The sequence below is a fragment of the Hymenobacter segetis genome (genome assembly GCF_038448715.1).
Taxonomy (GTDB): domain Bacteria; phylum Bacteroidota; class Bacteroidia; order Cytophagales; family Hymenobacteraceae; genus Hymenobacter; species Hymenobacter segetis.
This window is the reverse complement of record NZ_JBCEVZ010000037.1, coordinates 37619-51226: the sequence shown is the minus strand read 5'-3', so window position 1 is coordinate 51226 and position 13608 is coordinate 37619. Positions and strand designations below refer to the sequence as shown.

6 protein-coding genes are annotated in these 13608 nt (G+C 60.7%); 2 read left to right on the top strand and 4 right to left on the bottom strand.

The features are described from left to right. Positions 1–1660: carboxypeptidase-like regulatory domain-containing protein (locus AAFH49_RS14695; protein WP_342299302.1), on the bottom strand; the 1660-nt coding region annotated here is incomplete at its 3' end. 260 nt (positions 1661–1920) lie between these two features. On the opposite strand from AAFH49_RS14695, the gene AAFH49_RS14690 reads away from it, so the two are divergent. Both AAFH49_RS14690 and AAFH49_RS14685 read left to right on the top strand, forming a co-directional pair. After that, positions 1921–2820, top strand: a complete 900-nt coding sequence (locus AAFH49_RS14690; protein WP_342299300.1) for a YicC/YloC family endoribonuclease — start codon at positions 1921–1923, stop codon at positions 2818–2820. A 356-nt stretch (positions 2821–3176) separates the two neighbouring features. Then, a complete protein-coding gene (locus AAFH49_RS14685; protein WP_198069415.1) occupies positions 3177–3713 on the top strand; it encodes a hypothetical protein in 537 nt (178 codons plus the stop codon). A gap of 54 nt (positions 3714–3767) precedes the next feature. On the opposite strand, the gene AAFH49_RS14680 is transcribed toward AAFH49_RS14685, so the two are convergent. The 3 genes from AAFH49_RS14680 to sov form a co-directional block, all read right to left on the bottom strand. Then, complete coding sequence (locus AAFH49_RS14680; RefSeq protein ID WP_342299299.1) at positions 3768–5591, bottom strand: VanZ family protein; 1824 nt, start codon at positions 5589–5591, stop codon at positions 3768–3770. A gap of 32 nt (positions 5592–5623) precedes the next feature. Next, positions 5624–6004: a glycine cleavage system protein GcvH gene (gene gcvH / locus AAFH49_RS14675; RefSeq protein ID WP_342299298.1), complete on the bottom strand. Its 381-nt coding sequence runs from the start codon at positions 6002–6004 to the stop codon at positions 5624–5626. Between the two features lie 154 nt (positions 6005–6158). Next, entirely contained in the window at positions 6159–13586 is a 7428-nt protein-coding gene (gene sov / locus AAFH49_RS14670; protein ID WP_342299296.1) for a T9SS outer membrane translocon Sov/SprA, read from the bottom strand. Positions 13587–13608: the final 22 nt, after the last annotated feature.

The following is a 13608-nucleotide window of genomic DNA, read 5'->3' as shown; positions in this document are numbered from 1 at the left end:
TTATCTGGTTCACACCCAGCGTGTCGCGGCCATTGAAACGGCGCTCTATCTGGCCGCTGGCCATGTAGGTATTTTCCTTCAGCGTCGAGAAAAAGCGCGCATCGGAGTTGGCCACGCCGCCATTGTTGATGGATACCTGAAACGGCACGGGGTTAGTATCGCTCAACTTGCCCGGCACCAGCTCCCGGTCCTGCTTGTTGAGGCGGTAGTCGGGCTCGTTGCGGTTCACGTAGTTGTAGCCAGTGGCCCAGGTCAGGAAGGTGCGGCGGGCGGGGCCGGCCTCGTGGCTGCCGCTCAGCTGGCCCGAGTAAATGCTCCGGCTCTGGTAGTGCAGGCTGTAATCGTTGCGCTCCCGCTCATCGGGAAAGTTCACCAAGTGCCGGTTCACCACTTCATCGGTGGCGTATTGGTTGAAAAAGTTGCGAAACTCTATCCGGTTGCGGTCGTTCAGCCGCACCTGGTAGTTGTGGATTACCCCCAGCCGCACCGCCGATATGCTGCGCGTATCCACATAATCGATGTTCAGCACGGGCTCGGCCCGCTGCCCGGCGGGCAAGAGGCTTTCCTTGGCATAGTCGTAAGCATAGCGCTGCCGGCGCGAGTCGTACTGCTCCTGCGTATTGGAATAAGAGACGGACGTGACATTGCTCACGTACACATGGCCAATCTCAAACTTCCGATTGATACCCAACGACATGCGCAAATCGGGCCGCGAGGTAATGCTCTTGGGCAGAAACTCATTGCGCAGGTCGTTCCGAATCGCGGACAGCTGCTCCGGAGTAGCCTTAATCGCCGGAGCCAGGCCCGCCAGACTGCCCGGCAGCTTCCGCTGTCCATTGTCAAAACCCAGGAAATCGGTCGGGCTGTGGTCGGTGCTCAGGTAGCCGCTATTGAAGGTATTGGTCGAGCGGTTCCAGCCCGAAATCGTGAAGGTGGTCGTATTCTCAAGCACCGAGTTTTTGGTATACACCTTCACCACGCCGCCGCCAAATTCGCCCGGCAGCTCCGGCGCGCCGCTCTTGAAAATCAACACCCTATCAATCACCGAGCTCGGCAGAATATCAAACGAGAACGAGCGGGTATCCACCTCGGCCGAGGGCGTGAGGGCATCGTTCAGCAATACGGTATTATACCGCTCGGCCAGGCCGCGAATCACGATGAAGTTGTTGTTCTGCACCGTCACGCCCGGAATGCGCTTCACCACTTCGGCCGCGTCGCGGTCTAGGGTGCGTACTATCTGGTCGTTGCTCATACCGCTCACCACCACCTCGCTTTTTTTGAGGTCCTGAATCATGGCCACTTCGGAGCCAGTCTGCTTCACGCCAGTCACTGTCACCTCGGTCAGGCTGGTGGCGCTTTCCTCCATCGTGCCGTTCAGGGTCGTGGTTTCACCGCTTTTGATGATGATGCCGGCGAAGGTGAGCGGCTTGTAGCCCACGTAGGTCATCGTGATGTTGTAGGTGCCCGCCTCCAGCGGCAGGCTGTAGCTGCCGTCCACATTCACGGGGGCCGCTAGGGTGGTGCCCGTCACCAGCACCGTGGCCCCGATTACGCCCTCACTGGTCTTTTTATCGGTCACTTTGCCGGCCAGCGTGCCCGGCTGAGCCAGGGCTAAACCACTCACAAACAACCACAAAAACCCGAGTAGATAATACCGCATACACTTCATGTTGGTTAGATGAAGCAAAATTACCGGGGCCCTATTACGGCATCGTAGCCCGCACATTGTCCTATTGTTACGGCCTGATTTCAAGGCTTCGCGGGCCGTCGGGAGCTACTACTTTTGCGGCCTTTTTTGCCTTTTTGAGGTGCGAAAAGCCCCGCAGCCCAACACCCGCCGCGAATGCCGTTCCTTTGCACCCGCAACCACTGGCCCCGGCCCGTGGCCCTGCTTCCCGCTCACCGCAATTCTTCCCTCGGATGCTCCTCTCCATGACCGGCTACGGCCAGGCCCACCGCGAAATCGACGCCTACACCGCCACCCTCGAAGTCAAGTCGCTCAACTCCAAAACCCTCGACCTGACCCTGCGCCTGCCCCGCTTCCTGCTCCCCCACGAGCTCGAAATCCGCAACACCGTGGCCAAGGCCCTGCTACGCGGCAAAGTCAACCTCAACCTCGATTTTGTGCGGCCCGCCACCACCCGCGCCGCCGCCACCCTCAACCGCGAAGCCCTGGCGGCCGCCTACCACGAGCTGCAAGCCGTGGCCGACACCCTGGGCCTGCCCACCGGCGAAGCCACCCTCCTGGCCGCCCTGCGCCTGCCGGGCGTCATCCCCAGCGCCAGCGAGGTGCGCGACGCCGAGCCCGCCGCCGAAGACGTGACCTGGGCCGAGCTCCAGCCGCTGCTGATGCAGGCGCTGGCCGCCATGCAGCAGTTCCGGCAGGACGAGGGCCACACCCTCACCACCGAAATCATGGGCTACATCGCCACCATCCGGCAGCAGCTGGCCGCCGTGGAGCAGCACGACCCCGCCCGCATCGAGCACGTGCGCCAGCGCCTGGCTGGCCACCTCGCCGAGCTCACCAGCCACGAGCAGTTCAACGCCACCCGCTTCGAGCAGGAAGTGCTGTACTACATTGAAAAGCTGGACATTGCCGAAGAGAAAGTGCGCCTCGCCGCCCACCTTGCCTACTTCGAGCAGGCCGTGCTCCAGCCCGACGAGGCCGTGGGCAAAAAGCTCGGTTTCCTGGCCCAGGAAATCGGCCGCGAAATCAACACCATCGGCTCCAAGGCTAATGATGCCACCGTGCAGCACTTGGTGGTAGGCATGAAGGAAGAGCTGGAAAAAATCAAAGAGCAGCTGAATAATATTCTTTAAGCCAGTCCTTTCTTTTTGGCTATCCGCATTGGCCTCAGCAGCTTTGTCGTTCGCCCGGTAAAAGTCCCAGTTGGCCGAAAACACATCAACCAAATTGGACTATACCACTTAATTTTGAAATATGATAGTGACCCTGGCGCTATGTGGCTGGAAAGTTGCGTAAGGTCATCATCTGAGCCACGATGCCTCCAACCGTTCGATTGCTAGGCATTTATTGTTAATTTTAAGCTCAACCCAGCCGGCATCTCAAAAAAAATGACAATATTTGTACGTTCAAAGTTGGATATCTGATTATTGTATCTAACTTGGGTTTACAAATAGGCAGTTAGTTAACCAAACCCTTATCCCCCATTAGTATGAAATCTACACTTTTACTCTGTATTCTGGGACTTTTACTAACGGCTGCGCGTCCCGCATCTGAAATTGAACTTGTCAAGAAGCGTGTGCTCAGCGAGCGGGTTGAAATCCTCATTCCCAAGGGCTTCGAGGTGATGACCGAGCAGCAGATGGACTTCGCTTACGCCAAAGCCCAGAGCCGTCCGAGCGTTATCTTCACCAATAACAACCTCATCAGCCTCGCCTTCAACTACAGCGACAACGACGCCGACCAGGACATGGTGGACGTGTATTCCGCATCGTTCGGCAAGACTTACCACAAGCAATACAAGGATGCCACCTGGTTCGGCGACGGTGTGAAAAATATCAACAACCGCAAGGTGGGCTACCTCGAATTCATGAAGCCCGAGATGGGCCACGAGGTGTACACGCTGGTTTTCTTCACCGATGTAGAGGGCAAGCTGATGATTTGCACCTTCAACTGCGCCGACCGCCAGAAGCCAGAGTGGGAGCCCATCGCCAAGCAAATCATGCTTTCGCTGAAAGCCAAAGGTTAATATCCCTGCAAATCAGTACCGTAGTCGGTGGTTGAACGCAAGTTCGGCCACCGACTATTTTTTTGCGGCGGGGGCGGCTCCTTCTTCGTTCAGGAAATCGCGCACCAGCCCGAAAGCCCCGGCAAAACCGGCCAGCGACAAAGCTTTGGGCTGGTCGTTCACGTCGTGGTAGGCCGCGCTGCCACCGCGCGTGTACATGAAAAACGCCGGCACTTTGGCTTCGGAAAATGGAAAGTGGTCGGAGTTGGCAGCACGGCCGCGAGCCCCCAGGGCGGGCAGGTAGTGGTGGGCTTCGTTGAGGGCCACTAGGCGACGATAGGGCGCTTCCAGCAGCTTGCCGTTGACGACGGTAGCGCCTTGCTCGCCGGTACCCAGCAGGTCGAGGTTGAACAGGAACTTGATGCTTTTGAGCGGCACCAGCGGGTGCGCCACGAAGTAGCTGGAACCCACCAAGCCGGCTTCCTCACCCCCGAAAAGCAGAAAGACTACAGAGTAGGCCGGGCGGTTTTCGGGTTTGGCGTAGTGGGCGGCCAGCTCTAGGAGCAGGGCCACGCCGCTGGCGTTGTCGTTGGCTCCCGGGAAGTACACGTCCTTGCCCATCATGCCGAGGTGGTCGTAGTGGGCCGAAACGATGAGGAAGGAATCGGGTCGGATGGAGCCGCGCACCACGGCGGCCAGGTTCTGGGTCTGGTAGCTGCGCTGGAGTTGGGCATCGACGCGCACGGTGCTCCACACGGTGCGGCCCTGGGGCGCGCCGGTAGCAGTATCGCCAAAAATGGCTTTATCGAGCCACATGGGCACCTTTTCGGCCAGCACTTCCACGCGGGGCTGCGCCGCTTGCTCGGCGGCCAATGAGGCGGTGAGCTTGGGCACCACGGTTATCCAGGCAGCGGCCGAGTTCAGGCGCTGGCGTAGGGCGGCGGGCAGCTTGGCCAAGCGGTTGGCATCGGCGGCGCGCAGCAGCAGCACGCGGCTGCTCCACTGCGTGCGCAGGTAGCGGGCCTGCACCGAGGCTTTAGTGAAAACCAGCGTATCGAGCAGCAGCAGGCGGCCCTTGGCAGTGCCGGTACCCGAATTGGGGGCGGCGATGCAAGCCGTACCGGCTTTCCAGCTCGTCATTTTGCCAGCGGGTCCATCGGCCTTGATGGAGGCGCTCACCCGGCCCGGAAACGTGTTTACGTCCAGCGTAAAGGGTTGCGTGTAGTTGGGAGCCAGCGGAACTAGTTTCAGCTCGCTCAGGCGTTCGCGCAGGTAGGCGGCGGCCAGGTGCTCGCCCTGCTTCACGTAGCCCCGGCCGTGCATATCGGGAGCCGCCAGGGCTTTGATGGTACGGCGGGCGCGGGCCCGAATTATCAAAGCATTCTGTGCCCGCCCGGGTAGCGGGGCGGCGCTGAGCGTGGCGGCAGCGACCAGCACCAGCCACGGCCCGCTGGCCAAGGGCCGGGCGCGGCGGCCGGATTGGCGGGCCGACCAGACGGCGGCCACGCCCACAGCCAACGCCGCGCCAATACCATCACTCAGCAAATCGGACCACTCGCCGTGGCGGCCCAGGCGCATGGTCATTTGCAGTACTTCGATGATGGCCCCGAACAGGATGCTGCCGGCCAGTACGGCCCAGCCGGCGTGGTGGGCCAACTGCGGCCAGCGGCGCTGCCGGTGCAACGAGAACCAGCTCAGCCCCGCCAAAACCAGGAACACGCCCGCATGGGCGGCTGTGTCGAACGACAGCAGCTCCCACACGGGCGTGCGCGGCATTTCATCAGAAGGGGTGAGCGTGAGAACCAGCACCACGACGGCCCACAGCAGCGGCAAAGCGGCGTAGGCGCGGCGGGAACGGGGTATGGGGGGCGTTGGCTTGGGGTTAACGAAATCAGGCATCGCGGCGCACAAGCGAAAGCCGTGCTAGTTTTTTAGGCTCCCACCAGCTCGCCGTAGGCTTCGGCGCTGAGCAGCTCGCTCAGCTCTTCGGGCTTGGCGATGGAGATTTTTACCATCCAACCATCGCCGTAGGGGTCAGAGTTCACGGTTTCGGGCGCATCGGCCAGCTTTTCGTTTACTTCCAGCACGGTGCCGGTAATGGGGCTGAACAGGTCCGAAACCGTTTTCACGGCTTCCACGGTGCCGAACACTTCGTGCTGGGCCACGTCCTTGTCGAGCGTGTCGATATCGACGTACACGATGTCGCCCAGCTCTTTCTGCGCGTGGTCGGTGATGCCCACGTAGGCAACGTCGCCTTCAACGCGAATCCATTCGTGGTCCTTGGTGTAGTGCAGGGTGGCAGGCAGGTTCATTGGGAGGGAATTATGAGTTAGGAATTATGAATTACGGGTTGGCCGAGATGAGTGACCAACGGCGGTGATACGTCAAAAGTAGAACCGGCAAACTTCTCCGTTCCATAATTCTCCATTTCCCAACTCATAATTCATAACTCGCAATCCATAATTACTACTGCGTCAGGCTGTAGCGCAGCTGAATACCGCCTTCGGTATTGGAGTTGCGGAAGGCGTTGCTGATGCGCGGCGTGGTGATGGTCTGGCTGTAGTAGAACTGCAGGTTGAGGCGGGTGTTGAGCAGATAGTCGATGGTTGGACGCAGCTGGAAGGTTTTCGAGCCGTTGGTAATCTGGCCCTGGGCGCGGCCCACCGATTCGCGTATGGTAGGCGTGGCAACATCAGGGTCTACCGAGTCGATGATGCTGCGCTGGATGGTGATGTTGTCGCGGATGCTCAGGTCGAGGCGGGCGGTGAGGTTGTTTTTCAGCACGCGCTGCTCGCCGCCCACTTTGAAGGGCAGCTTGAGGCTGTTGGTGGCGTAGCCGAAACCAATCACAAACTCCTTGGTCGACAGCTCGGTAACCTGGGCGTTGGTGATGTTCAGGGCCACGGTGCGGTTGGTGCGGTACTCGATGCGGCCGGTTACCTTGCTCACGGTCTGGAAGTTGACGCCGATGAGCGGGGCCAGCGTTTCCACGATGCTCACTTGGCCCACCACGTAGTAGGGCTGGTACTGAAGGCTGGCATTCGGCTGGAAGGGATTAGTCGGCGGGAGGCCCGGCGAGCCGAAGGTGGGCTCAGCCGAGTAGATGTTGTTGGTGGTGTAACTGCCGATGCTGTAGATGGACGAGTAGGCGTGGTTCAGCGTGAACGAGCTGAAATACTGCTTGATAAGCGGCAGCTGGGCGAAGCCGTTGTAGTCGACGCGCCAGTTGGGCAGCGGTATCATGGCGAAGGGGCTGAACTCTTTGGCCTGGTAGCCGTCCGACGAGCGGCCGTGGTAGGCATCGATGAAGCTCTGCACCAGCACGTCCTGCGAGTTGTAGCCGTAGGTGGCGCCGGGGCTTTGGTTGGCCAGGGCCAGCTTGTTGCGCACAGTGCGCCGGTTTTTGACAAACTGCTCGAAAGCCGCCGACGTTTCGCCATTGGCGCTGAGGTCGCCGAACAGGGTATTGATGGTGATAGTAGATGTCTGGAACGAACCCGAACCCAGCGTCTGGGGCACGATGGGCGCGTTGTCTATTGCCTTCAGCGTCTGCTCGTCAATGGTGCGACGGTAATAGGCATCAAGGTTCTGCACCTTTTGCTGGCGCGCATCCACCTGAATATTGAAGTCGCGGAACGGCTCCAGGGCCGTGCGCAGGGTAAAGCTCTGTGTGAGCAACGAGCTCAGCGGCGTGTTCAGGAACTCGCTTTCCCGGGTATACCAGCCGTTGCTGCTGGCCCGGTTGTAGAGGGTTTGCAGGCCCGGCTGCTCGCCCAGGATGAAGGGCAGGCCGGGAGCCGTGAAGGTTTCATCGAAGCCAAACGCTTTGGTCTTGGGCAAGTAGCCGGGCAGCAGCGTGCCGTTGGAGCGGGTGAAGGTGAAGTTGATGGAGCGGGCCGTCATCAGCGAGCGCAGCACGGCTTTCACGAAGCGCAATTTTTCGCGGGTGGTATCGGCGGCCGGCGCGGGCCGGTTGGGCGCGTTGGCTTCGCCGATGTTGGCCCGCATGGCCGCAGGCCGGCCCTGGGGCGGCGGCGCGTTGTTGATGATATTCAGGAACTTGACCTTGTTGTAGAGCTTCACCAGGTCGATTTTACCATTGGCACTGATTTCGGCATTGTTCTGAATCGTGTTGCCGATATTGACCTGGTAGCTCGACGTATCGGTGGCGCTGGTGGGGTTTTTGAGGGCGCGCTGGCCTTGGGCGGCGGCCTGCCAGCTGTAGGTGGCGGCGTAGCGGGTATCGGCACTCAGCCAGTCGGTGAGCGGGAATTTATCGAGCGGCAGCCGGTAGGTGAGCGCGGCCGTCTGGTTGAAATTGACGGTGCGGCCGCCGCGCAGCAGGTTGCGCTGGAGCTGCGTGCGGTTGCTGTCGGCCCGCGCACTCACCCCAATGGTGCGGCCGGAGCCTTCGTCAATCACGCCCCGGTTGGTGGCGGTGTAGTCGAAAATCAGGCTCTTGGTCAGGTCCCATTTCAGGTCGTAGATGCGGCTGATGAAGAAGGATTTTTGCACCACGGGCGCGATACCAGCCGTGCTGGGCACTTCGCCGGGGTTCAGCACGCGCTGCAGGAACCGCTCGTTGTAGCGCCGGTCGAGGTCGGTGCGGAACGAGAAGCGCGAGGGCAACGGGGTGAAGTTGATTTGCTGGAAAATCTTCAGGTACGGGTTGTCCAGCGCCTTGAAGTTGGCCAGCGGGGTGTAGTTCTTGGGCGTGGTCTGGTACACGTAGGCCACGGCGGCGGTGTAGGCCTTGGTGTAGTCGCGGTCGGTGCGGATGTCGGAGTGCAGGCGGTCGGTAATCGAATAGCTCAGGGCCACGTTCTCGATGTCCCAGGGCTTGGGCTTGGCGGGCAGGGCACCGGGTTTGGGCAGGGCGCGCTCCTTGCGCACGTTCAGCACCGAGATGCTGCGGCTGGTGGTCTGGTCGATGACCTTATTGCGGTACGCCGCCTGGGCCGATGCGTTGATGCTGCCGTCGGTGTTCTTGAATTTCTGGAGGCTTTGCTCCAGCTTGGTGTCGGGGTCGAGGGGGTCGTAGAGGGGCGAGCGGCTTTCGCGGCCCACCTGGAGCAGCACCGGCAGGCGCAGGTTCAGCTGCGGGGGCAGGAATTTCTCCACGGCCACGGTGGTGTTCAGGTCGCCGCGGAACACGTCGTCCACGGAGCGCTGCTGCACCTTATCCTGCAAGCCGCCGAAGCCTACGCTGGTGAAACTGCCCGTGGCCGTCACGTTGGCCACGTCGGCCAGCTTCACGTTGAGACGGGCGGTGGCGGCGTAGCCGGCCTGCTGCTCAAAGTCGAACACGCGGAACTCATCGGCCCACAGGTTCACGGTTTTTTCTGCCGTGCTGGGGTCCTTCGGGTTCAGAATGCCCAGCATCACGCCCTGCACCGCCGAAAAGTCGGGGTTGCCCAGCACCGTGATGGTCGCGCCGTTGTCCAGAGTTACCGTGAAGGGAATCTGGAGGTTGACATTGGGCTGCTGGTTGCGTTTGGCTTTGGCATCAATGAAATCCTGAAACGACACGTCGATGCGGTTTTCCACGGGCCACACGCCGTCGGCCGACTGGTCGCCGGCGGCCGTGAGCTTCAGCGGCAGCGAGTACTGGTAGTAGTTCTGGCTGTAGTCGGTGCCGATGCGCAGGAAGGCCTGCACGTCGCCGCTGAGGGTGGTGGGGTCGTCCGAATCGCCGTGCAGGAACATGCGCAGGCGCTTGTAGCGCAGCATGTTGATGGTGATGTTCTTGTAGGCGGCTTTGGCGTAGCCGTCGCGCAGGTTCACCACGGCCAGGCGCAGGCTCTGCTCGTTTTGCAGGCGCGAGGTGCTGCTGCTGCCATACTCCTTGTCGCGCAGAATGCCGGGCGGCGACACGTAGGGAATCTTACCCGTAACGCCCACAGCCACGCCGTTTTCCTCCACGCTCACCGTCGAGATGTTGAAAGCGTCGGCATCGGTGAGGCTGGGGTTAGGCAAGGTGTTGCCCTGGCGCGAATCCACGATGGGGTACAGAAAGCGGCGCCACTGGTTGGCCACAAACTGCGGCTGCACCAGGCGCAGCACCACGGGTTGCGACCAGCCCGTCATGTACATGCGCAGGAAGCGGATGGACTTGAAGCCGAAGTCCTTGCCGCCGTTGCCCTGTACCTTGTAGCCTTCGCGAATCGGAATGCGGAACAGGTACCAGTTCACCTCCTCACCGTTCACGTTGTTCTTCACGTTGTCGATGATGTAGTTCGAGCCCACGTTCAGGTTGCCCGGCCGCAACGACATCTTGTACTCGTAGTAGCGCTCCACGTCCTGCACCACGTTGTCGCGGTTCAGGTCTTCTTTGTCGGGGAAAGCGGTGGAGCTGAGCTGGCTGTTTTCGGGCGAGTTGCCGTCGTAGCCGTCATAGTTCTTGTAGCGCCCCAGTATTTTGGTGTTGTTCTGGTCGTAGCTCGGGTCGAGGTGGTGGCGGAAGTCGTCGCCCGAGGGGTCGGGCAGCGTGCCGTACACCGGGGCCACCGTGCCCAGCGCGGACGGGTAGTTGCTGAAATAATTCTTCTCGTTGTCGTCGCTCAGCCCGTCGAGGCCCACGTCCTGGGCCGTGCGCGCGCCGGGGGCCGCGTTGAAGGCATCGGTCAGGAACTGCTGGCGCGTCACGCGGCCCCACACCGTGTTGTTGGTGTTGTCCTTCACATCCTGCGCGTCGTTGGTCACGGGCAGGCCGTTCTCGAACTCGTGCTGGTTGCCGTCCTTCAGCACGTCCTCACTCACGTTGCCCAGGTTGATAACGAAGTCGCCGCCGATGGTAGTAGGTGCGTCGTTACCGTCCTGGTCGGTGATGTTTACGCGGGCAGCCGGGGCGTTGGGGTTGGTGATTTTCAGGAAGGGGTCCATCATCCAGAACTCCATGTACTCGATGTTGGCGTTGTCAAAATCGGTATCGAAGGTGATGGCCCGGCTGACGCCGGCAAACTTGTCCTCGGGCCGCTCGCCATTCGTGAACTTCTTGCCGTTGTTGTCTATGTTGGGGTTGTAGTTGTAGGGGCCGCGTTCGCTGGGAAAATAGGCCAGGTCGAAGCTGTATTCGAAGCCGTTGCCGGTTGAGCCCAGGTCCTTGTTCGGAAACACCTCGTCGCGCTTGATGCCACGGGTATAGTGGTTCAGCAGGTCGCTGGCCCCGATGTTGCCCGGCACGCTGCTGCCGCCGGTGTAGTAGCTCTGGTCCACGGTGTACCAGGCCAGCTTGGCGCGCTGATAGTTGTAGGCCAACCCACCCACCGAGCTGTTCTTAATGGGTAGCGGCGTCGAAGCCAGCCGCCACGCCGGAATGGACGCCAGCCCGCCCAGCGTATAAGGCGTGCGGGCATTCTCAAAGTCGTCGATGTACGACACGCCATTCTCACCGTTGCCCAGCTGCGAGCGGCCCGGCAGCAGCTTGGCAAACTCCCCGCTGAAGGCAATGGTCGAAATCTCCTTCGTCGACACGAAGGGCAGCATGTCGAGGTATTTGGTCAGCACCCGGCTGTCCTTGCGAATACTGCCGTCGAGACCGATGATAGTGTTGTTGCCCGGCTCGTCGCCAATGTTCACGCGGTTGATACCCGGGGCCTGGTTTTCCAGCAAGTGCAGGGCCGTGCCGCCGATGGTCACGTCCTTGTTCAGCCGATAATCCAGACGCACGCCCAGCAGCTTGCGCGGCTGCACCTGCACCAAGGCGTTTTTCTCGAATTCTACCCGCAGTTCATTGGCCGAATTCAGATAGGCTGGGTTCAGGATTTTCACCTTGGCCTGGTCGTAGAACACTTGGTAGTCGGTGCCCTCCGTGAGCAGCGTCGAACCCGAGCGCACCCGCACCGACCCCTGCGCAATGCCAATGCCGGGCAGGTTAATCTCATCCGAAGATGCCCCGCCCTGAAAGCGCCCGCGCAGGAAAAACTTGTCCTTTTCCTGCCGCTGCTGGGCATCACTCTGGGTCTGGTTGTACAGCTCGTTGTAAACGTACTTGTCAATCAGCGGCTGCTCGCCCGCAAACTTGCTTTGCAGGAAAGAGCCGAACGGCTGCACGTTCGGGAAAATAATCTTGCCCAGCTCGGGATCAATCGTGATGCCCGGGAAGTAATCGAAGTTGCCGTCCGGAATCTTGTCGTTGTTGGAGTTAACGTGGTCGAGGTTAAGCACCTCCACCAGCGGCCGGTTGGTCACCTGGGCCCCTTCCTTCAGCGAAATCAAGTCCACGCCCGTCGCATCGTCCTTGTAGATAATTTGCAGCTGGAAGTTGTCGCGCTGCAGCTGCGAGGCGTTCAGGGGATAGATGTTTTTCATCATCAAATCCCAGGTCGGCGTGTTCAGCGTGAGCAAGTTGGGGTTGTCCGGGTTCTTGCTAGGGTCGGCAATGCCCACGCCGGGGTTGCTGGCCTTCAGCATCTTGAGGAAGATGACCTGGTCGGGCGTCACGTTGTTGTAGTCGCCCGACAGCTCGCCCACCTTGTAGGTCTTGCCGTTGTAGATGTATTCGAAGCTCACGCCCAGCACCTGGTCGGGCAGCAGGGCGGTGTTCAGGCTCAGATAGCCCAGCTGGGCATTGAAGGTGTACTCGCGGGTATCGAGCTTGCGGGCCCGCACGCGCTCAAAGTCTACGTTCTTGGTCAGGCCTTGATTGGCCGGGTTTTGCAAAAAATCGTCGACCGCAATGTTGTCGCGCGTCGCTCCGGGGCTGGTCAGCTTGGCGAACTCGCTGTTGGCTGCGTTGTTGGCCGGGGCCTGAATGGTTGGGTTGCCAATACGGTACTTCTGAGCCTGATACAGCCGAAACGGCTCCCCCAAGTCCATCAACGTCACCACGTTGCGCAGGTTTTCGGTGGTGCGGTTGTCGTTGGTCACATACACCTCCAGCCGGTTGATGGTAATCTGGCTCTGGATGGTGGGCAGGCTGCGCAGGGCTTGGTCGTACCGGTCGCGGAAGAACTGGGCCAGGAAAAAGTGCCGGTCCTTCTCGTATTGGCTGGATTTGATTTCGTACTGCCGGCTCTGGGCGCCGTTCTGGATGCGCACCTCATCGGCGGTACCGCGCACGGTGGCGGCCACAGCCGTCACGCCCAGCTTGCCAAACTGCATCTGGGTCTTGATGCCGAACAGGTTCTGCCCGCCCTGCACCAGCGAGTTGGTGAGCGGCAGGCTCACGTTGCCCAAATCCACCTTGCGGATAATGTCCGTTTCCTCGCCCGCGTAGTCGAACTTCATCTGGTTGTCGAAGTCGAACGCGGCCTTGGTGTCGTAGTTGAACACCAGCTTGAGCTTGGTGCCGATGGCCCCCGACAGGTTGACGTTGATGTTCTGCTCAAACAAAAAGTCGCCCACGCTCTGTTGGCGCAGGGTCAGGGCCGGGTTTTCGTTCTTATTAAACCGCGCCCCAAACTTGAGCGTGACCGAGCCCGCCGGCCGAATATCCACGTAGCTGCCCCCGAAAATCCGGTTGGCAATCGGCCCCATGTAAATTTTCGGAATCAGCCGCTGGGCCTGCGCTGTGCCGGGTGCCGCCGCCGGGCCCGTAATGCCGCCCTTGGCCTTCTGCCGGTAATAGTCGCTAATGGCCTGACGGCGTTGGAATTCCGTATACTGCTTGTAGCTCAGTACGCTGGGGTCGCGGTAGTCGACATCTTTGCCCACCGTCTCCTTAACGTCGAATTGTTTCAGGCTGTCGTCAACCGCAACGTTCAGTTTTACGTTCTTCGGCAAGGGCAGCACCAGCGGCGACTCGCGGCGGTGCGGCCCGAACGGGCTACCTGGCCGGTCGTGCGCCCGCACCCGGGGCCGGCGGCTCGGCTTGTACGGCCCCGTGGTATCCGCCACCGCCCGGATGGGCCGGGGCGTATCGGAGGCCAGGGCCCGGCTGGCGCGTAGCCACATGCTGGCTGCTCGCGGGCCGGCA

Excerpts from the sequence above, each read along its gene's own strand:
- AAFH49_RS14690 (WP_342299300.1), top strand. The coding sequence starts at position 1,921 with ATGCTCCTCTCCATGACCGGCTACGGCCAGGCCCACCGCGAAATCGAC.
- AAFH49_RS14685 (WP_198069415.1), top strand. The coding sequence starts at position 3,177 with ATGAAATCTACACTTTTACTCTGTATTCTGGGACTTTTACTAACGGCT.
- AAFH49_RS14680 (WP_342299299.1), bottom strand. The coding sequence starts at position 5,591 with ATGCCTGATTTCGTTAACCCCAAGCCAACGCCCCCCATACCCCGTTCC.
- gcvH (WP_342299298.1), bottom strand. The coding sequence starts at position 6,004 with ATGAACCTGCCTGCCACCCTGCACTACACCAAGGACCACGAATGGATT.
- sov (WP_342299296.1), bottom strand. The coding sequence starts at position 13,586 with ATGTGGCTACGCGCCAGCCGGGCCCTGGCCTCCGATACGCCCCGGCCC.